The organism is Salinivibrio sp. VGrn1, from assembly GCF_009377995.1.
Classification (GTDB): Bacteria; Pseudomonadota; Gammaproteobacteria; order Enterobacterales; family Vibrionaceae; genus Salinivibrio; species Salinivibrio siamensis.
Genome location: NZ_SATA01000002.1, coordinates 515,763 through 538,606, shown reverse-complemented (window position 1 = coordinate 538,606; position 22,844 = coordinate 515,763). Strand labels below are relative to the sequence as shown.

Annotated in this window: 12 protein-coding genes; 10 read left to right on the top strand and 2 right to left on the bottom strand. The window is 51.1% G+C overall.

What is annotated here, in order from left to right; genetic code table 11:
* The first annotated feature begins 83 nt into the window (after nt 1-83).
* The 5 genes from EHW56_RS05365 to EHW56_RS05345 all read left to right on the top strand — a co-directional run bounded on the left by EHW56_RS05365 (nt 84) and on the right by EHW56_RS05345 (nt 15,181).
* Complete coding sequence (locus EHW56_RS05365) at nt 84-584, top strand: hypothetical protein (protein WP_046075991.1); 501 nt, start codon at nt 84-86, stop codon at nt 582-584.
* A 119-nt stretch (nt 585-703) separates the two neighbouring features.
* Nucleotides 704-1,555 (top strand): Mbeg1-like protein, encoded by an 852-nt coding sequence (locus EHW56_RS05360; protein WP_077607039.1) that lies wholly within the window; start codon nt 704-706, stop codon nt 1,553-1,555.
* Nucleotides 1,556-1,742: 187 nt separating this feature from the next.
* Entirely contained in the window at nt 1,743-3,614 is a 1,872-nt protein-coding gene (locus EHW56_RS05355; RefSeq protein WP_370517120.1) for a PhoX family phosphatase, read from the top strand.
* Nucleotides 3,615-3,868: 254 nt separating this feature from the next.
* A complete protein-coding gene (locus EHW56_RS05350; protein WP_152798823.1) occupies nt 3,869-14,158 on the top strand; it encodes a VCBS domain-containing protein in 10,290 nt (3,429 codons plus the stop codon).
* A 111-nt stretch (nt 14,159-14,269) separates the two neighbouring features.
* A complete protein-coding gene (locus EHW56_RS05345) occupies nt 14,270-15,181 on the top strand; it encodes a mechanosensitive ion channel family protein (RefSeq protein WP_227486425.1) in 912 nt (303 codons plus the stop codon).
* 78 nt (nt 15,182-15,259) lie between these two features.
* On the opposite strand, the gene EHW56_RS05340 is transcribed toward EHW56_RS05345, so the two are convergent.
* On the bottom strand, nt 15,260-16,600 hold the full coding sequence (locus EHW56_RS05340; RefSeq protein WP_077459023.1) for a magnesium transporter: 1,341 nt from the start codon (nt 16,598-16,600) through the stop codon (nt 15,260-15,262).
* Nucleotides 16,601-16,814: 214 nt separating this feature from the next.
* Between EHW56_RS05340 and EHW56_RS05335 the strand changes: the two genes are divergently transcribed.
* The 5 genes from EHW56_RS05335 to EHW56_RS05315 all read left to right on the top strand — a co-directional run bounded on the left by EHW56_RS05335 (nt 16,815) and on the right by EHW56_RS05315 (nt 21,313).
* Nucleotides 16,815-17,255, top strand: a complete 441-nt coding sequence (locus EHW56_RS05335; protein ID WP_152794521.1) for an ATP-dependent zinc protease — start codon at nt 16,815-16,817, stop codon at nt 17,253-17,255.
* Between the two features lie 14 nt (nt 17,256-17,269).
* Nucleotides 17,270-18,175 carry a 30S ribosomal protein S6--L-glutamate ligase gene (gene rimK / locus EHW56_RS05330; RefSeq protein ID WP_069360827.1) on the top strand — a complete coding sequence of 302 codons (906 nt, stop codon included), beginning with the start codon at nt 17,270-17,272 and terminating at the stop codon, nt 18,173-18,175.
* Nucleotides 18,162-19,229 carry a succinylglutamate desuccinylase/aspartoacylase family protein gene (locus EHW56_RS05325; RefSeq protein WP_370517121.1) on the top strand — a complete coding sequence of 356 codons (1,068 nt, stop codon included), beginning with the start codon at nt 18,162-18,164 and terminating at the stop codon, nt 19,227-19,229. Before rimK ends, EHW56_RS05325 begins: the two co-directional genes overlap by 14 nt.
* A gap of 107 nt (nt 19,230-19,336) precedes the next feature.
* Nucleotides 19,337-19,780: a peptide-methionine (R)-S-oxide reductase MsrB gene (gene msrB, locus EHW56_RS05320; RefSeq protein ID WP_046075494.1), complete on the top strand. Its 444-nt coding sequence runs from the start codon at nt 19,337-19,339 to the stop codon at nt 19,778-19,780.
* Nucleotides 19,781-19,900: 120 nt separating this feature from the next.
* A complete protein-coding gene (locus EHW56_RS05315; RefSeq protein ID WP_152798819.1) occupies nt 19,901-21,313 on the top strand; it encodes a GGDEF domain-containing protein in 1,413 nt (470 codons plus the stop codon).
* A 6-nt stretch (nt 21,314-21,319) separates the two neighbouring features.
* Here EHW56_RS05315 and EHW56_RS05310 read toward each other — a convergent pair whose 3' ends face one another.
* On the bottom strand, nt 21,320-22,702 hold the full coding sequence (locus EHW56_RS05310) for a lyase family protein (protein ID WP_152798817.1): 1,383 nt from the start codon (nt 22,700-22,702) through the stop codon (nt 21,320-21,322).
* Nucleotides 22,703-22,844 lie beyond the last annotated feature (142 nt).

Genomic DNA, 22,844 nt, shown 5'->3' with positions numbered 1-22,844 from the left:
TTCATTTCAGTCCACAGTGCTGTATACTCGACACGCCATTTCAGGCAGGATGATGCGGTTGAATCAGAGAGAGAAGAGTTGCTTTGCGTAATCAGCTTATCAGTTTAGATTTGTTTTATGCCATTGAGCACCTTATGCCCGGAAAGCGTACTGCCGCGTTATTCCGTCGGTCAATTAAACACCTCCCTGTAACCACTTTGGCGCTTACCCATTACGACTCCGCTGCAGGGCTTCAGCTCGCATTATTCCGTCATTGCCGTAACTATGTGGCTTTTACACAAGGCAAGCCCATTTCGCCTGATTTTGATTTCTCTGGTACCGCCGAGCAAATATTGGCTGCCGAATCAGTGATGAAAGCCTTTATTCGTGGCGCCTACTGGTGGGTGGAATATCATATGAGTCTGTATCGTGACGATTGGAGCCAAGAACAGTCTCAACGTTGGTTAAAGGATTTACGTTTGCTGGTACAAGTCATTATCGGTGTCGGGAACTGTACCAATGCTGAATTTTTGATCACACACCGAGGCCCTATCCAAGCCCTGACTTACGATACACACCTCGAGCCTTTTCTCACCAATTATTAATCATCCAGGCACGCGCCGAGATCCGAGTTTGTCTATTGATTGAGCATCCCACACTGCTTTCGCTATTTCGTCACGTTTATTCGCTAGCCTAGGCCCATGACGATGACACAAGGTTCACCATGAAGCGATTAAAGCGGTATCAATACGAGCGGTATGCCATTTTATGCCGCGCCTCTTATCCTACCTTTTTTAATCACACGCAATACGGCTTCAGTCCGAGTGGACGACGTGATATTTACGACCGCTGGGGGCGCTGTATTATTCGTGTACTCTGGCGAGATGATGACGATGTGGTGGTGGTATTTCGTGGCTCGCAAACCTTGTGGGACTGGCTAGTAAATTGTGCCTGTGGTCCTAAGCGTATTCGCATGGCTAACACTTATTGTTACGTACACTGGGGATTTCACTACTTACTGACACAAAAAAGTTTACCCTGGCAACAGCACAAGCGTCGTTACCAAGCTATGACCACGAGCCAGTTTGCTGATGTCGCACAAGCGGCGGATATGGCTTCCTTAGACGGCGATACGGTGCTCGATAAACTCTGCTCCGCCCTGTCGCCTTTGGTTCAGGCCAACAAAAAAGTCTCTTTTATTGGTCATTCGTCAGGCGGCGCGATGGCAGTTATTGCCGCGGCGATGCTTCAACCACAAATGGGCAGTGCTATTAAACGCATCGTCACCTTTGGTCAGCCTGCCGCTGGTATGTGGCGTTTTAAGCGGCATTATCCCTTTCATACCAAAACTTATCGTATCTGTTGTGATGTCGACATCATTACCTTCTTACCCGGGATTCCTTTTCTGTATTGGCATGTCGGTCGGCTTCTATGGCTACATGAGAACAAAATTTATACCGACACGTCGTCACTGATTCGCGTGCTCAGGGTTTTATTTAGCTGGCTCGCACGCCCCATCGCGTATCATTACATGGATAAATACATCCGACGCAAAGATTACTTTGACCAACACTAATTGGCCTGTATCAACCAATACGTGATCTTGATACCAGCTTCCTTCACTGTCCCAAGACTGTCACCCAGCAGTCACCCCGTTTTCATATTGCCTCGCCACACTTTCGACCGGCTTTGCGATGTACTTTTTGGCGCATCGCTATCACCTAAATCATAAATACGATAACGAACAGAAAGGAATAATTGTCGTGAGCAAGCATATTGACCAACGTCCGCTGGACGCAGAACCCGAATTCAATCGCTTTATTGATGCCGCCGTAAGTCGTCGCCGCTTTTTACAAGGCGCGGGCGCCGCTAGTACGGTCGCTTTTTTTGCCGCTAACCCTGTTGCCAAAGCAGTGGCTGGCAGCATGAGCAAAAGTGAACTGATAGGCTTTGACGCAATCCCGACCTCAACCGCTGATACAGTCAAGGTACCTGCTGGCTATAAGGCAGACGTACTGGTGTCTTGGGGCGATCCTATCTTTACTAATGCGCCTGCTTTTTCGCAACAAAACAATGCCGATGCGCAAGCTCAGCAGTTTGGCGACAACAACGATGGCATGACATTTTTCCCGCTCGCCAATGATCGCGCCCTGCTCGCGGTCAATAACGAGTATATCAACGATGAGTATTTGTTTACGCACGGTGGAGAAAACATCTCAGCCGATGATGCGCGCAAATCGCAAGCGGCGCATGGCGTCTCTTTGGTCGAACTCAAAAAAGTCGATGGTCGCTGGACAATCAATCCGCAAGGTCGCTTAAACCGTCGTATTACCGCTTATACAGAAATGGCAATGACAGGTCCCGCCGCCGGCCATTCACTGCTCAAAACCGCGGCTGATCCGTCGGGTAAAATGATCCTCGGCACTTTTAACAATTGTGCCAACGGCGAAACGCCTTGGGGCACCTATCTGACCTGTGAAGAAAACTTTAATGGCTATTTTGCTAGCGAAAAAACCGTCACCTTGGGCAAAACCTATCAGCGCTATGGCATCAGCGATACCGATTGGGGATACGATTGGTACAAGCACGACGAGCGCTTTGATGTCGCCAAGCACCCCAATGAGCCCCACCGCTTCGGCTGGGTGGTCGAAATTGACCCTATGGACCCCAATTCGACCCCGAAAAAGCGCAGTGCACTGGGTCGCTTTAAGCACGAAAATGCCGCGCTAACGGTCAATGATGATGGGCATGTTGTCGTGTATATGGGCGATGATGAACGTGGCGAGCACCTATATAAATTTGTCTCTGAGGGAAAATACGATCCGAGTAAAGGTAGCGCTAATCGCGATTTGCTCGAGAACGGTACCTTATATGTCGCCAAATTTACCGGCAGCGACGACGAGCTCAAAGGTCAAGGGGAGTGGTTAGAGCTCACCTTTGGTAAAAATGGCCTGACCCCAGAAAATGGCTTTCCCGACCAAGCCAGCGTGCTCATTTTTGCCCGCGAAGCCGCGACGCAAGTGGGTGCAACCACCATGGATCGTCCTGAGTGGGTCGCCGTGCACGCCGACAACAAGCATGTCTTCTGCACCCTCACCAATAACAAGTACCGTGGCGTGAAAGACAGCCAACCATTAAATGCGGCCAACCCACGCACCAAAAACCCGTATGGCCATATTATTCGCTGGGCACCGACCCAAGGCGATCATACTCAGCCTACTTTTGAGTGGGACATTTTCGTGATGGCCGGCCATCCTGAAAAGCAATCTGGATTAATGGCGGGTACCGATAACATCAATAGAGACAACATGTTTAACAGCCCAGATGGTATCGGCTTTGATCGTGCCGGTCGTCTTTGGATTCAAACCGACGGTGATTACTCCAACGAGGGAGACTTCGCTGGCATGGGCAATAACCAAATGCTGTGTGCCGACACGCAAACGGGGGAAATTCGTCGCTTCCTTACCGGGCCAACATCGTGTGAGATCACGGGACTGACCTTTACGCCTGACTCACGCACTATGTTTGTGGGTGTACAACACCCAGGCGCCCATTTCCCTGCAGGCGGTGACGCCATTCCTCGCTCTTCGGTCATCATGATCACCAAAGAAGACGGTGGCGTAATCGGTACTTAACCCTTCATCGTCCAATGATCTAAGCCTTACTTTGTTAAAACAGCCCAGCCCTTGCCAACGCAAGGGCTTTTTCTCTCCTTACCTCTCAATTGAGTCGCTCAATTTTTATACGCCACTGCCAACTATTAACTATATTTATAGAGGGAATATGTAACGATCGTGCACCAAACTGTGTCCAGCGCGTTGATAAAGTGACGTAATTGAATATAAATCAAAACGTTGGCGTGATGCAGTTGCCGAGGAGAGCCGACAGCATGGCGACAGAGACACAAGTCACCGAGACGCAAGGAACGGTTGCTGCCGTTCAACCTGATGGCCAAGTGCGTCAGATAGAGGCAAATCAAACGGTTTCAACGGGAGAGCTCGTCACCGCGGTGGGCAACGAGCCTGCCTCAGTGCGCCTTGAGAATGGTGTCGATACCAACCTCGCCTTATCTGCCTTGCTTGTCGGCGAAGATGAAGACGATACGCTGGTACAAGATTTACCTGAGGATGTGCTTGAAATCATTGAAGCCATCCAACGCGGTGAAGATCCCAATGCGATTGAAGATGCCGCCACCGCAGCCGGTGCGGCGGCTTCAGGTTCTGCGATCACGGCCATGGCAATCATTGAAGCGAACGGCCGTATTGGCGAGATCATTGCGGGTTTCCAAACTGAGGGCATTACCAACCCCGATGGTGGCATTACCGACGAACAGCTTTTTGCTCTAACCGCACTAAGATTGGCAAGTGCTGACGCCGTATTCCCTGCCGCAGATACCAATGAAGCGCCGAGCGCCGAATCGCTCACCTTCAGTACCGACGAAGATCAACCCCTGGTGCTGACGCCCAATCAAATACTGCAGCAAATCAACGATCCAGACGGCGATACCCTCACCATTGTTTCCATCAACAGTGGCAATCCAGATGTCGAAATCGACGAGGATGAGTCTGGTAATATCGTCATCACACCACCGCCCAATTTCAATGGCGATCTTGATCTCACAGTCATTGTTTCCGATGGCCAAGCAGAAACCCCGTCCGATATCACGGTCACCGTGAATCCCGTCAACGATGCTCCGACGCTGCAATTTTCTGCCATATCGGTCACTGAGGATGCGGTCGCGGCCGGCGATACCGTCGGCACTGTAACGGCGACGGATATAGAAGACGATGTCCTCACCCTATCGTTGACTGACGGTGGACAAAACTATGTCGAGTTGCAGGGTAATAATGTTGTTCTCACTCAGGCAGGCGTAAATGCAATCAATAATGATGCACTAGATATCGCCTCGCTGACATTTACAATCACCGCCTCAGACGGCGAAGCGAGCACCTCTCAAACCTTCACCTCAGCAGTGGAACGTATTGACGATCCCGCATCCATCACAGGTGATACCTCAGGCACGCTCTCGGAGGGGGAAATCGATGGCTCTGATGGAAGTTTGATAGCCAGAGACTCGGTTTCCGGTACCTTGTCGATCACCGATCCGGACGATAGCCCAACGTGGATCGATAGCACGCAATCCGGCCTGTATGGTGAGCTCGTCTTCACTAATGGCAACTGGACCTACACCGCAGATAGCGATGCTGTGCAATCTCTTAGCGAGGGCGATGCGGTTTCGGATAACTTCACTGTGACTGCATCAGACGGCAGCAGCCAAGTGATCGCGATAACTATCACAGGTACAAATGATGATCCTGTGATTAGCGGCCAAACCCTTGGCGATGTTGTCGAAGACAGCATTTTAGAAACGACAGGATCTCTCAGTATTTCGGATGCAGATGGTAACAATGCGCCGAGCTTTTCCGATGGCAATGTGTCCGGTCAGTACGGTGAGTTATCACTGATGAATGGTACTTGGACTTATACGCTGGATAACAACAGCAGTCTTGTTCAAGGTTTAAACGCCGGCGATCAGGTGACCGACACCATCACCCTCACTGCAAGCGATAACACACAACAAGATATCGTCATCACCATTACGGGGACGGATGATGCCCCTGAAGTCACTGGAAGCTTTACTGGCTCGGTCACCGAAGGTGACGTGGGCGATACCGCAGTAACTGCCACGGGCACCATTGCGATCAGTGATGTGGATGACGGCGATAATCCAAACTTTGCCGATGTCACACAGGCAGGTACTTATGGCTCGCTAGAACTGGTCAACGGCAATTGGACTTACACCCTCGATCAGTCTGCCGTACAGAATTTAGATGACGGCGATCAGATCAGCGACACCATCACGCTTACTGCATCCGATGGTACAGAGCAAGATATTGTTATCACCATTACCGGTAGAGACGACTTACCTGAAGTGACTGGTAGCTTTACCGGTTCAGTCACCGAGGGCAATGAAGGCGATGCGGTCACTGCCACCGGTACCATTGCGATCAGTGATGTCGATGGCGACGACAATCCGACGTTTGCTGACGTCACACAGGCAGGCACTTATGGCTCGTTGGAGCTAGTAGATGGTGCTTGGACCTACACCCTCGATCAGAGCTCAGTGCAGGATTTAGATGCCGGCGATCAAGTGACCGACACCATCACCCTCACCGCAAGCGATAACACGCAACAAGATATTGTTATCACCATTACGGGGACCGACGATGCACCTGATGTCACCGGTAGCTTTACCGGTTCAGTCACCGAAGGCAACGAAGGCGATGCGGCCACTGCAACCGGCACCATTGCGATCAGTGATGTGGATAGTGACGACGCGCCAACCTTTGCCGATACCACAAAAACCGGGACTTACGGTTCGCTAGAGCTGGTCGGTGAGAACTGGACCTACACCCTCGATCAGTCTGCGGTGCAGAATTTGGATGCCGGCGATCAAGTTACCGACACCATTACCCTGACAGCAAGCGATAACACCCAACAAGATATTGTCATCACCATTACCGGTAGCGAGGACCTACCTGAAGTCACCGGTGAGTTTATTGGTTCCGTGACCGAAGGCAACGAAGGTGATGCACCTGTCACTGCCACCGGCACCATTGCGATCAGTGGTGTGGATGGCGACGACAATCCGACCTTTGCCGATGTTACACAGGCAGGCACTTATGGCTCGTTGGAGCTAGTAGATGGTGCTTGGACCTACACCCTCGATCAGTCTGCCGTGCAGGATTTAGATGCCGGTGATGAGGTGACAGACACTATCACGCTCACCGCAAGCGATAACACACAACAAGATATTGTTATCACGATTACTGGTAGCGAAGATGCGCCTGAAGTCACCGGTGAGTTTGTTGGCTCAGTCACCGAAGGCAATGAAGGTGATGCTACCGTGACTGCCACCGGCACCCTTGCGATCAGTGATGTGGATAGCGACGATAATCCGACCTTTGCCGACGTCACACAGGCAGGCACTTACGGCTCGTTGGAGCTAGTAGATGGCGCTTGGACCTACACCCTCGATCAGAGCTCAGTGCAGGATTTAGATGCCGGCGATCAGGTCACCGATACCATTACCCTGACTGCCTCTGATGGCACTGAGCAAGATATTGTTATCACGATTACAGGGACGGACGACGCCCCTGAGGTCACCGGTAACTTTACCGGCTCAGTGACCGAAGGCAATGAAGGTGATGCTGCCGTGACTACCACGGGCACCCTTGCGATCAGTGATGTTGACACCGACGATAATCCAACCTTTGCCGATGTTACACAGGCAGGCAACTATGGCTCGCTAGAGCTGGTGAACGGCAATTGGACTTACACGCTAAATCAGAGCTCAGTACAGAATTTAGATGACGGCGATCAGATCAGCGACACCATCACTCTGACCGCCTCTGATGGCACCCAGCAAGATATTGTTATCACCATTACGGGGACCGACGATGCGCCTGAAGTCACCGGTGAGTTTGTTGGCTCAGTCACCGGAGGCAACGTGGGCGATGCAGCGGTCACTGCCACCGGCACCATTGCGATCAGTGATGTGGATAGTAACGACGCGCCAACCTTTGCCGATACCACAGAGAGCGGCACTTACGGTTCGCTAGAGCTGGTGAACGGCAATTGGACTTACACGCTCAATCAAAGCTCGGTTCAGGATTTAGATGGCGGTGATCAGGTGACGGACACCATCACCCTCACCGCAAGCGATAACACGCAACAAGATATTGTCATCACCATTACCGGCACCGACGACTTACCTGAAGTCACCGGTATCTTTACCGGCTCAGTCACCGAAGGCAATGAAGGCGATGCTGCGGTGACTGCCACGGGCACCATTGCGATCAGTGATGTCGATGACGACGATACACCGATCTTTGCCGATGTCACACAGGCAGGCACCTATGGTTCGCTCGAGCTGTTCAATGGCAGTTGGACGTACACCCTCGATCAATCTGCCGTGCAGAATTTAGATACCGGTGATCATGTGACCGACACCATCACCCTCACCGCAAGCGATAACACACAGCAAGATATTGTCATCACCATTACGGGGACCGACGATGCGCCAGAAGTGAGTGGTGAGTTTGTAGGTTCAGTCACCGAAGGCAATGCGGCCACTGCAACCGGCACCATTGCGATCAGTGATGTGGATAGCGACGACAATCCGACGTTTGCCGATACCACTGAAGCGGGGACTTATGGCTCGCTAGAGCTGGTGAACGGCAACTGGACTTACACGCTCAATCAAAGCTCAGTGCAGCATTTAGATGCCGGCGATCAAGTCACCGATACCATTACCCTAACTGCGAGCGATAACACGCAACAAGATATCGTTATCACTATTACTGGTAGCGAGGATGCGCCAGAAGTCAGTGGTGAGTTTGTTGGCTCGGTCACCGAAGGTAATGAAGGTGATGCGGCGGTGACTGCCTCCGGCACCATTGCGATCAGTGATGTCGATAGTGACGACGCGCCAACCTTTGCCGATACCACAGAAACCGGGACTTACGGTTCGCTAGAGCTGGTCGGTGAGAACTGGACCTACACCCTCGATCAGTCTGCGGTGCAGAATTTAGATGACGGCGATCAAGTTACCGACACCATTACCCTGACAGCAAGCGATAACACCCAACAAGATATTGTCATCACCATTACCGGTAGCGAGGACCTACCTGAAGTCACCGGTGAGTTTATTGGTTCCGTGACCGAAGGCAACGAAGGTGATGCACCTGTCACTGCCACCGGCACCATTGCGATCAGTGGTGTGGATGGCGACGACAATCCGACCTTTGCCGATGTTACACAGGCTGGTACTTATGGCTCGTTGGAGCTAGTCGGTGAGAACTGGACCTATACACTAAATCAGGGCTCGGTTCAGGGTTTAGACACCGGCGATCAGGTGACCGACACCATCACCCTCACTGCAAGCGATAACACACAACAAGATATTGTCATCACTATTACCGGCACCGACGACTTACCTGAAGTTACCGGTAGCTTTACCGGCTCAGTCACCGAAGGCAACGAAGGCGATGCGGTCACTGCCACGGGTACCATTGCGATCAGTGATGTGGATAGCGACGACAATCCAACCTTTGCCGATACCACAGAGAGCGGCACTTACGGTTCGCTAGAGCTGGTGAACGGCAATTGGACTTACACCCTTGATCAGTCTGCGGTGCAGAGCTTGGATGCCGGCGATCAGGTGACCGACACCATCACCCTCACCGTAAGCGATAACACGCAACAAGATATTGTCATCACCATTACCGGCACCGACGACTTACCTGAAGTCACCGGTATCTTTACCGGCTCAGTCACCGAAGGTGACGTGGGCGATACCGCAGTAACTGCCACGGGTACCATTGCGATCAGTGATGTTGATGGCGACGATGCGCCAACCTTTGCCGATACCACAGAGAGCGGCACTTACGGTTCGCTAGAGCTGGTGAACGGCAATTGGACTTACACGCTCGAGCAAGCCAGCGTGCAGGATTTAGATGCTGGCGATCAGGTGACGGATACCATTACCCTTACTGCCTCTGATGGCACTGAGCAAGATATTGTCATCACGATTACCGGTACCGAGGATGTGCCGGTGATCATTGGTGACTTTACCGGATCTGTCGTAGAGGGCGATGTCGGTGATGATCCAGTCACCGCATCTGGCTCGCTGACCATTACGGATGCTGATGGTAGTGATACTCCATCCTTCCCAGATACTGTGATATTCGGGGATTACGGTGAACTTGAGTTAGTGAATGGACAGTGGACGTATACGCTGGATCAAACAACGGTTCAAAGCCTTGCTGCCGCTGAAGTCGTCACAGACGAGATTACAGTTACAGCCAGTGATAACTCTCAACAAACGATTACAATTACGATTACAGGCACAGCAGAGGCCGTTCCCTCTATAACTGGTACCTTTACAGGCTCTGTCACTGAAGGCGATATCGGTGATTCTCCCGTTACCGCCACTGGGACTATTCAAGTCAATAATGGAGGCAATACTAACTTTCTGAATGTGGTTGATGATGGCGATTACGGCCAACTGGTGCTTAATGGTGACAATACATGGACCTATACGCTTGACCAGTCTGCGGTTCAACATCTCGATAATGGACAATCGATAACAGATGTAATCACCGTAGCTGTATCTAATGGTGTCGAGCAAGCGATCACGATCACCATTACCGGTACCAATGACGCTCCCATATTGACCCAAGCCGTTTCTACGCAAACTCTGCAAGAAGATTTTGTTAGCTACACCATTGATCTCAATACGGTGTTTTCCGATATCGACAGTGACGATACCTTGAGTTTCGATGTGGCAAATGTGCCCAGTGGAGTTTCTGTCTCTATTGATGCGAATGGAGTCGCGACCATTTCTTCGGTCGCCGATTGGAGTGGGACAGAGACAGTAAGCTTCCGCGCCACCGATACCCAAAATGCGAGCCTGACCCACGATGTCACCTTCAACGTCGAAGGGGTTGCTACCGCCCCCACCCTCACAGTCAGCCGTGGCGATCAATCACTGACTTATATCGATGACACGGGACAAATCTCCGCCACTGACCCTGGCGCGGGCGGGTCACGTGCGATTCTTTCGCCCTTAACAATCTCCGGCACCGCCAATGAATCGGGCGAAACACTTACTTACCGAATCAGCGGCTTACCGGATGATGCAGTATTATCAGCGGGGACAAAAGAGGCAAGCACCGGCGATTGGCTACTCACGGACTCGCAACTGAGTGGTCTTAATCTCGCCTCTCCTGCCGATATTACTGGTGTCACGCTATCGATTACGGCTATCAGTACCGACGGCACGGATCAGGCATCAACCACGGCCACTCTGAATCTAGAAAATGACAGCTTTGCACAGACCGAAGGACAAGCCACCAGCATTGCTAGTGTCGACGGACTGATCAGCAACAATACAGACACACAGGCCTCTGTCACCCGCGTTGCCACCAATGCCAGCCAAGGAGAAAGTGGTAACAGTGAAATTGTGATCGGCCCAGCCACTATCGCCACCGCATTGGGTGGCAGTGTTACTGTCAATGCCGACGGTAGCTTTACCTACACCGCACCTGCGGTGAATCATGCAGGCGGCGGTCACGTCTATGACAGCTTCTCCTACCAAAGTAGCGAGAATGAAGAGTGGACAACCGTGACCTTCGATGTGAGCGACTCTGCGCCGGTAGCCCATGATGATAGTGATAGCGTAGCCTCTGGCGCCTCGACAGGTGGGAACGTGATCACTGCCGGCGCCGGTGCCGATACCCTCGGGGCGGATACCACCACGGTGACCGCGGTTAGCTTCAATGGCACCACGTATGCAGTCAACGGCAGTACTGTGATTGTCACATCGCAAGGGCAATTAACCATTCAACCCGACGGCAGCTATCTGTATCAATCATCGGTCGCGTCAACGACGGATGCCAGCACGCTGGACGATGAGGTATTCACCTATACCCTCACCGACAGCGATGGGGATACGAGTCAGGCGCAGCTCACACTCGGTCATGACAACAATACCCAGTTAAACGCCAATATCGCTTCAGTCAGCGAGCAAGGGTTAGTGAGCGACGATAATAGTCAAATCACCCAAGGTAACCTGTTGGATAATGATACGGGGATTGGCGTTAATGTCAGCCTGCATCAAATTAATGGGCAAAGCTTTGGCAGTGATGGTGTTTTAACCCTCACCACTGCCAGTGGCACTCTGACTGTTTATAACCAAGACAACACCCAAGGTTATCGCGCGGGTGACTACACCTATACGCTCAATAATGCCACCAGCGGTGATAACGTGAGCGAAGCCTTCACCTACACCACCTATGATCCGACGGCGTCTACGGCGTATCGCTCATCGACATTAACGGTCAATGTGCAAGATGACACGCCGACCTCAGACAACATCGAAAGTGCCTTGTACGCGACGGCGGAGAGTAGCTCGACGTTTAACCTTATTCTCACCATTGATCTGTCCGGCAGTATGTCCGATCCGGTTGACCCAAGCGATCCGGATTCACCCACTCGGATGGAAGTTACCAAAGCCGCACTGAAATCTATGGTAGAGGAATATGATAAACTCGGCGATCTCAACATCCACATTGTGTCATTTTCGAGTGAAGCCCAGTCTTCAGGTTGGATGCTTAACGATGTCAGCAGCGCATTAGACGCAATCGAGGGTCTGTATGCCGGCGGCGCAACCCGATACGATAACGCGCTGAACGAGATCATAGATATTGTCGATACCTCAGGGCTGACTGCGGATAAAACCATCTCGTATTTTATCTCGGACGGAATGCCCAATGATGACTTTGAAAATAACACCAGTCTGCAAAGTGCGTGGCAAAACTATGTCAGTACGCAAGGTATTGATGAGTCCTTCAGTGTTGGAGTCGGGGATGGCATTACGACATCGCCACTGACACCGATTGCGGCAAGCAGTTCAGGCAATACCAGTGACAATGTATTACTGGTCACCGATGAAAATGAGCTCGCCTACTCACTACTACAAACCATTGAGAGTGGACAAGTGTCAGGCGGCCTCGTGCTGATGGATGATGACGGCAATACTGTCTCCTTATTCGGGGCCGATGGTGGCTATATCTCCGCGTTCACCTTGGATGGACAAACGTACAACTATGATCCCACAACTGACAGCGCACAGCAGACCTTTGAAACCGCAAAAGGCGGTATCCTCACCATCAATTTTGATACCGGAGAATACGACTACCGCGTGGCGGTCGACAGAGATATTCTCAACGAGCAAGAGCAAATCGCACTGACGCTTACCGACAACGATGGCGATACCAGTGACGTTAATGTCGTCATTAATCTCTACTACGAGGCACGGCTTGACGCCAATCACGATATTGTGATCACCAATATTCATGACGGTAGCCCAATCGTCATTCCCGGTTTGGCCTTAACCCATAACGATATTCCTTCGATGGACAGCACGATCACTGCCACCAGTAATGCGATACAAGGGTCGGTAACGGGCACGGATGACATCACCTTCACACCTGATACTGCGATGAATCCGCAAACCATTCTTGATCCCATCGGTAACGATTCCGAGTTTATCGCAGAATCCGAACTGGGCGATTTCGCCAACTCGTTTGCTCAGGCACAGAGCCTAGATCGCGGTAAGTTCGGCACCATGACACAGGAGGTGTGGACACACATTGATGCTGATAACTATGGTGCCAATGCTGCCCTAACCGGAACGGTCAGGCGAGGCTACGACGCTGATTTAACGAAGATGGATCTATATGAGAATGAAACGCTTACCTTCGACGATGACGTATGGGCAAATAATCTCACAATTAACGTTTATGATGAAAATCAGCAGTTAATACAGCAACTCAATCCTGACAATGGCACCAGTGATAGTTTTACACCAGATAGCCAAGGGACGTATTACTTCCAAGTTGTATCGAACAATTTGCTTAATGTGGAAGAAAGCTACGAGATTTATCTTACCTTGGATAGTTCGAACGCAGTGTTACCAGAGCCTGAGCATCAATTTGAGTACACTACCTCTAACGGCAGTTATATGGACAGTGCACTGGTTGATATTATTGCCATTGATGACCAAATGCTAGAAGGTAACTATCAAAGTGAAATTCTCGCGGCCGGTACAGGTGACGACACCCTGATCGGTAACGAAGGAGATGATAGCTTACTCGGGAACCACGGCGATGATACGCTTGATGGCGGCCTTGGCGATGATTTGCTGATTGGCGGCCAAGGTGACGACACGTTGACAGGGGGGCTTGGGTCAGACACTTTCGCCTTTTTGAGCGGTGATCAAGGGTCTATCGGCGCTGAGGCGGTTGATCGTATTACTGACTTTGATGTGCAAAAGGACACACTGGATCTCTCCGAGCTTCTGATTGATGAAGACCAAGACGGTGCGAATCTAGAAGACTACCTAACCCTTGAGGACAACGACCAAGGTGAAGCCACCTTGTACATCGCCTCGGCGGGCGATAATCAAATCGACCAGCACGTGGTGTTTGAAAACCTCAGTGTGGCAGACATGGCTAGTGCATACGAAATTGATATGAGTGGCCTGAGCAGCCAAGAGCTAAGCGCTTCTGTGATTGATGCCATGATCCAACAAAGCAAACTGATGACAGACTAACCCATGCCTAACGCGCACCTTATGCGTGATAGTCGCAAGTTTACGTTTTATTTTGCCAAACAAAGGGGCAGAATAGCGCCAAAACTTGCCAGAAGCATTACGGGAGCGATTTTGTTATCTGAGTTGAAAAACATCGCCCAACTGTTGGTCGAAAACAAACTATTGACCACCATTGGTGTTATCGTCTTTGTTAGCGTGATCCGTCGCCTGATTTTGCGTCATATTCGCGGTGATAGTAACTTTCTCAGCGAAGATCAACGTAAGTGGATATCTCGCACTAAAAATGGTGCATTTAGTCTGCTTTTACTGTTTTTGTTCTTGTTTTGGAACACAGAAATTAGTGAGTTTGCCCTCTCGCTCACAGCCATTGCGGTCGCGGTGGTAGTGGCTTCCAAAGAAATTATCCTGTGCTTTACCGGTTCTATTCAGCGCGCCAGTTCACGATCATTTCGTATCGGGGATTGGATTGAGGTCGGTAACTCTCGTGGCGAAGTGATCGAGCACAATTTGATGGCGACCAAAATTCAAGAAATAGATACCCATCATGGGCACTATTGCTACACCGGAAAAACCGCGACATTACCGAACAGCTTGTTTTTCTCTACCACTGTGAAAAACCTGAACTTTATGAAGCGCTATGTTTATCACCATTTTCACCTGGTGATCCGTGGCGATATAAATTTATATCCCCATATTCCGGCGCTGCTGGCACGCATCGACGATCATAGCGAGGATTTTCTCGATATCGCTCGACGTTATAACCATGTGATTGAACGTCATGCGGGGGTGGATTTGCCTGGGCCTGAGCCTCATGTCTATTTGTCTCATACCGATACTGGCGAGCAACATGTCCACGTCCGCCTGTTCTGTCCGACCGAACGCGCCGCCGAACTCGAACAATTAATACGGGAAGACATTATGACGCTGTATTGCGAAAAGTTGCTCCCCGCAGCTGACGGCAAACTGAGCGAACAAACCGAGTTGACAGCGGCCGAAACGACCGCGCCTTCAACACCCGCTTGAGAGAATAAAGCGCTCGTGACGATCACGCGCGCTATCAAGCGATCAACTGAGTGACGACGCATCACGTCCAAGTAAAACTCACAGTAAAAACAACGTCCCTAAGCCCAAGAAAGCGACAAAGCCGACGATGTCCGTCACTGTGGTTAAAATCACTGAGCCTGACAGTGCCGGATCAATCTTCAGCTTCTCTAATAACACTGGCACAAAAATCCCCGCCAATGCCGCACTGATGATATTGGCGACAATCGCAGCACCGATAACCGCACCAAGTCCCCAGCTTTCAAACCAGTAACCCGCAATGGCACCAATCACAAGCGCCCAAAGCACACCATTAAGCAGCCCCACTTTAAATTCCTTGCTCAAAAGAGGCTTTAGGTTAGCTTTAGAGATTTGCCCGAGCGCGAGACCTCGCACGATCAGCGTCAAGGTTTGACTACCGGCGATCCCCCCCATGGATGCGACCACGGGCATGAGTACCGCCAGCGCGACAACCTGCTGCAACGTTGCTTCAAATAGACCGATAAACCATGACGCGAGAAAGGCTGTCATTAGGTTCACCCCAAGCCATAACGCACGGTTGCGCGCACTTTTCATCACCGGGGAGAATAAATCTTCATCTTCATCCAAGCCCGCGGTGGCCATAATTTGCGCTTCTGCCCGTTCCGCTTGCATCTCATAAGCCGTGCCCAAATCGAGTCGCCCAATCAACATATTACCGTCATCCAGCACGGGCAGTGCGATTTCTTCACTGCTCGCGACTTTGTCAGCGCTGGTATAAATATCATCACGTGCGTTCAAGCTGGGGAACTGTTCACGGACCAGCTCACTGATTTTTAGCACCCCGTCCGCGCCGAACAGCTTATGAATAGGGACAGCCCCTACCCAGATGCCTCGACTGTCGACAACGAAGACATGATCACAATATTTGGGCATCACACGGCGCAGTAAACGCAGTACCACATTGACTTTTGTTTTGGCGGGCACCACTAAGGGTTGATGATCACACCAATGCCCCACTTGGTTATCCGCATACTGTTGTGCCGAGGCATAGCGTTGCTTTTGCTCCGAGTCCATACGACCGAGCGCTTCTTCTAGCAGCGGTTCGGTCAACACATCTTGCAACTCCAACAAGGTGTCCGCGTCGAGATCAGCAAAAAGCGTATGGAGTTGTGCCTCATCAACGGCACGGATCACCGCCTCACCGGCGTCATCACGCATTTCCGCCAACACTGGCAGTTGTAACGAGGGAGAGAGTTGTTCCCAAAAGCCCACACGATCGTTGACGGGCAAGGCTTCCAACAACAGAGCGAGGCTATCCACACCGTGTGCTTGCTCTATCTCTTGTATCGTCTCGGGCGCATCTTGATCGACTTTTGATAGCAAATCGTCAATCACTTCTTGTCTATCACTCGTTTGCATGGTATTTCCTTCTCAACGGTCATCATATGCACAGCAGTCCAGCGAACCGCCCCCGGCAGGGGCGCTCAGCTGTCTCCTATGTGCGATGCTAGTGCCGTTTCCAGTGTGCGATGGTTATCACATATCATCGCCGATTTTTCAGATTCTTACCACGAATAACCGCTATCACTTCTATGGTGAAAGCAAGGCAGAGCACTAACGAGTAATGATAACAATGCCGGTTCAATCAACGGAAAAAGTGTGTGTAGGTTGGCGTGAGTGGATTAGCCTCCCCGACCTCAATATTGCGCGTATAAAAGCCAAAATTGATACGGGCGCGCGGACTTCATGCTTACATACCTTCAAAATCGAAGAGTTTGAGAAAGGAGACGTCACTTGGGTTCGTTTTTGGATCCATCCTCACCAAGGCGATGACGAGCATGTGATTCAAGCAGAAGCGCCCGTGCTTGCGCGTCGTATCGTGCGCGACTCTGGCGGGCATGAGCAACTTCGCTATGTGATTCAGACCACACTTAAAGCCGGTGAACTGTGTTATCCCATAGAGATGACACTCACCGCACGCGATAACATGCGCTTTCGTATGCTGTTAGGTCGCACCGCAATGACGGGAAACGTCATTGTCGATCCTATGCATTCATTTCTGCTTGGCAAATAGGAGCCCTAACCACAATGAAAATCGGTATCCTTTCCCGGAATAAAAACCTCTATTCCACTCGACGCCTGATTGAAGCGTGCGAACAACGTGGCCATGAGTATAAAATTATTGACGCACTACGCTGTTATATGAGCATTAACTCGACACAACCGTCGATTCATCTCGCTGGCGAGGAGTTAGAGGGGTTTGACGCCATCATTCCGCGTATCGGCTCCTCAGTCACCTTTTATGGCTGTGCCGTATTGCGCCAGTTTGAAATGATGGGGGTTTTTCCTGTTAATGAGTCCGTGGCCATCACCCGCTCTAGAGACAAGCTAAGGTCAATGCAATTGCTGTCGCGCAAAGGCATAGGTATGCCGCATACTGGGTTTGCCAGCAAGCCGGGTGATGTGGGTGATTTACTGGAAATGGTGGGCGGTGTCCCTGTGGTCGTCAAGCTGCTGGAAGGCACCCAAGGCATTGGTGTCGTCCTCGCCGAAACCAAAAAAGCAGCTGAAAGTGTGATTGAAGCCTTTATGGGCTTAAAAGCCGATATTTTGGTGCAGGAGTACATTAAAGAATCCAGCGGTGCTGATATTCGCTGCTTTGTGATTGGTGACAAGGTGATTGCGGCAATGAAACGTCAAGCCCAGCCAGGCGAGTTTCGCTCTAATTTACACCGCGGAGGCTCAGCATCCTTGGTTCGGATCACGCCCGCAGAGCGACGCACAGCTATCGCAGCGGCTAAAGCCATGGGGCTCAATGTCGCAGGGGTTGATCTGCTGCGCTCAGAACGTGGCCCGCTTGTCATGGAAGTTAACTCCTCTCCAGGGCTGGAAGGCATTGAAAACGCGACCGGAAAAGATGTTGCTGGCATGGTCGTGGAATATATCGAAAAGAACGCTTACTCAAAAAGGACACGCACTCGTGGGAAGGGCTAAAAAAAACAAGGCCATCGAAATCGGTGGCGAGACCGTTAACCCAGGTGATCGCCTTAGCTTAGAGCTGGAAATCGCCAAGCTTTATACCCACGCCCCACTCAACGTGAGTATAGAGGTTCTTAATGGCAAACTATCGGGCCCTACACTGTTAATCTGTGCGGCCATTCATGGCGATGAGCTCAATGGTATCGAGATTGTTCGCCAAATTATGGCGAGAACCGACACCCAAAAACTACGCGGAACAATCGTTGCCATTCCCGTTGTTAATGTATTTGGCTTTATTCATAAGTCTCGCTATCTGCCGGATAGGCGTGATTTGAATCGCTCCTTTCCGGGCTCTGAACGTGGCTCAATTGCCGGGCGCATGGCGTATCAGCTGTTTAATGAAGTGATCAGCCAATGCACCCATGTGATCGATTTGCATACCGCCGCTATCCACCGCACCAATCTGCCACAAATCCGCGCCAATTTAGATAACCCAGAAGCGGGGGCGATGGCGACCGCATTTTCCGCCCCTGTGGTTGTCGACGCCGCCTTAAGGGGCGGCTCCTTACGCGCAGAGGCAGAAGCGATTGGCATTCCGGTGATCACCTATGAGGCCGGTGAAGCCCTACGCTTTGAGCCTTACGCAATTAACGCAGGGGTCAGGGGAGTGATACGCGTAATGCGCCACTTAGGTATGCTGCGTCAGTCGCGGCGGAAATTACCTTACAAACCCGTCACAGCCAGAGCAACCCGATGGGTGCGCGCCGATGCCGATGGCATATTCCGCAGCCACATTGCACTGGGTGAAATGGTCTCCAAGCAACAAGTAATCGGTATCATTTCTGATCCAGCAGGCAGCCAAGAGGTAGAAGTGATCGCGCCTCAGAGCGGTATCCTCATCGGGCAGCAAACACTGCCCGTGGTCAATGAAGGTGACGCTATCTTTCATATTGCTTTTTTCTCACAGTCTGACGATTTGATTGAACAACACTTGGAGGGTTATCGAGACCAAGTCAAAGACGACCAAGATGATGAGTTAAAGTGGGGAATTGGTACGCTATCAACATGATCGAGTCACGAGAAACAAACCGTACTACTTGCATCGAGCAATAAGATTCATAACACTACGCGTTTTGTAGCACGGGCACCCGCCCGTTCAATAAGAGGAACGACATCATGCTGACATGGCAAGACATCGTCGCTCGAAGTGAAAGCGGTAATCTCGCGCCGCCGTCGCGGGTTGAGAAAACAGACCAAGAGTGGCAAACACAACTCAGTGAAGAAGCCTTTCGTGTTACCCGGCAAAAAGGCACAGAGCGCGCGTTCAGCTCAGGCATGTGTACGCTCTTTGAGCCAGGGCGTTATGGGTGTACATGCTGCGGCACCTTGCTGTTTGATGCGCATGAAAAGTTTGATTCAGGTACAGGCTGGCCCTCGTTTACGCAACCGGCGCAAGATAATGCTATCGCTTATCACAAAGATGGCAGTCACGGGATGACACGGATTGAAACCACCTGTGCGACCTGTGACGCGCATCTTGGCCATGTATTTCCTGATGGTCCCCCACCATCTGGTTTACGCTTTTGTATGAATGCCGTCGCGTTGAAAAAGCTCGATTAAAAAGTACCTGTCCCGCTGAAAACGCAGAGCTCTACCTCGGCTCTGCTATACTATTCATTAACCGTACTGCCGCTATCAATCACGTTTATATCCTATTGCATCGCACGACGCAGAGGTGACATGCTACTGGGGATCTCTCTACCTTCCGCTCGCCACATTTTGTTGTGGAGCTTCATTTACGGGGCAATCGTCTGGCTGGATATGCGCTATTTATCCGCGATACTCGATGTCCACACGGTCACCTTGCTCAATATCTCCAGTGGCCTTGCGGTGGTATTATTCCGGCATCTGGGAATGGGGATGATACTCCCGCTTATCCTTGCCGGCTCTCTTGGCCACGGTCTAGCCGCCATCGCCCGCATCGAGTCGCTCCATCTCGCGACAGGCATTTTTTTTGGTACATTTTTAACGCTCGCCTCGGCGCTCTCCGCATGGCTATGGCAAAAATATTATCCACATTGCCTGGATACCGTGCGGGCCCTTTTTCGGTTTGTTCTCGTTGGATGCCTATTCCCCGCAATAGCAATGGTGGCCATTGTCGCGATCCCGCTTTATATCGATGATCAGTTAGTTCACGGACGACTACAATTCTTGACCATTGAATTTATGATGACTTACACCACATCAACACTGCTTTGGGTCAGCTTGTACACCGCTTGGCAAAGATTGGGGATCGACTGGTCAAAACTCAGTTGGCAAAACGTGGGCTACGTCACTGCCATTATGGCACTCACACTCATCAGTTTTTCTGTGTTTCCAGGCGCAATCTACATCGAGCTTGCGTTGCTGATTTATATCGCTTTCTCCGGCCATTGGCGTACGCTTCTGATTGGTCTTTGTGGCTTAATCATCGTGTCTATCTTAATGGCACCCTTCGATATGGGCGCATTCGCGATCCCTAACCTCTATGACGGCGTGTTAGCACTGCTTATTTTTATCTTTACCACCGTACTGGCCAGCATCAGTATTTCCATCCAAGTGATGGAGTATAAAAATGCCGTGGCAGCACGAGACAGCTGGCAACGAAAAGCCAGCTTAGATCCACTGACGGGCACCGTTAATCGCTACGGCCTATTGCCTGAATTAGCGATTGAATACGAACGCGCTCGGCGAACGCAATACACCTATACGGTCGCGGTCATTGATGTCGATAACTTCAAACAATTTAACGACACATATGGCCACTCCGCCGGCGATCGCGTCTTGCAAGATGTTGCTGCTGAGATCACACGCGCCGTTCGCCAAACCGATTTGGTGGCTCGATATGGTGGAGAAGAATTTGTGATTATCTTTCGCAATACTGACAGTCACGATGCCTACTATGTGGCCGAGCGTATTCGCCAACGTATTGCGGCGAATACCTCACGGTTTGACAATCAGTTGCTCACCTACACGGTCAGCTGTGGCTTATCCGAAAGCCGTCCAAGCGATAGCCACCCTGAGCAAGTATTTGACCGTGCCGATGATCACCTCTATACCGCCAAAAGCTTGGGACGCAACCGTGTGGTGGTAGCGCCCAACACGGCGGCGTGAGCCGCGCTATTCCGCAATGCCGCCCTTTGTCAACTTGGTTGGAGCAAGCAGCTGCGAGAGCTTCTCTCGACCCAGCTCGGTCTCTTCTTCGGCGACATCGAGAATGGGGCGGCCTTGTTGGTATGCTTTCTTGGCAATCTCTGCCGCTTTCAGGTATCCCACAACGGGGTTAAGTGCGGTCACTAAGATAGGGTTACGTGACAGCGCGGCTTGCAGGTTATCTTCTCTCACGTTAAAGCTGCGAATCGCTTTATCAGCAAGCAGTCGGCTTGCGCCAGCGAGCAAGTTGATGCTTTGCAACACGTTCGCGGCAATCACTGGTAACATCACGTTAAGCTCAAAATTCCCTGACTGACCTGCCACCGTCACTGTGGTGTCATTGCCCATCACCTGAGCTGATACCATCGCCGCCGACTCAGGGATCACTGGGTTGACCTTGCCTGGCATAATTGACGAGCCTGGCTGCAACCCTTCCAGCTCGATCTCACCGAGCCCTGCGAGTGGACCGGAGTTCATCCAGCGCAAGTCATTACTTAGCTTCATGGTTGCCACGGCGGTGGTTTTTAGCTGGCCGTGAAGCGCAACCAACGCATCTTGGCTACCAATGGCAAAGAATGGGTTCTCACTGGCAGTAAAACCCGTCTTGCTAAGCGCGGCTACCGCTTCGGCAAAACGCTCGGCAAACAATGGATGAGCATTGATCCCGGTTCCCACCGCGGTGCCACCCTGAGCCAATGCGCGTACCGATGACAGGCTTTGGGTAATTTGTACCATCGCGTGCTCGATCTGCTGAGACCAAGCCTCTAGCTCTTGGCCGATAGTAACAGGCATGGCATCCATCAAATGGGTACGACCCGTTTTCACGATGTGGCCAACTGACTGTTTCTTTTCCTGTAACGCATCACGCAGATGCGCGAGTGCAGGTAGCAGCTTTTGCTCACAGCCTAATGTGGTACTGATCTGAATGGCCGTTGGTACCGCGTCATTGCTGCTTTGGCTCATATTGACATGATCGTTAGGACTGACCGTCTCACCGGATTTCTCGGAGGCTAAGGTAGCCAGCACCTCGTTCATGTTCATATTAGAACTGGTACCAGAGCCCGTTTGAAAAACATCAACAGGAAACTGTTCAATGTGATTCCCCGCCATGATTTCTTTTGCGCTCTCACATATGGCACCGGCAATCTTACTCTCTAACAACCCTAGCGACTCATTTGCCTGTGCCGCGCCATGCTTCACCATCGCCAGCGCACGAATAAAGTCCGCCGGCATCGTCTGATCACTGATTGCAAAATTATTCACCGCACGCTGTGTTTGAGCCTGATACAGCGCCTGCTCAGGCACCTCGACATCGCCCATACTGTCTTTTTCAATACGTGTTTTTGTCATTTTGATACCTTCCTTTCACGTTACGATAATGGTTATCATTAACATATTACGCCTGATAAATGAAACGCGCTGATGCGACGGATTGAAAAACCCCGTGCTTGAACATCTGCTATGGCCTAGTATGGTGCCCGCGTCACAATCA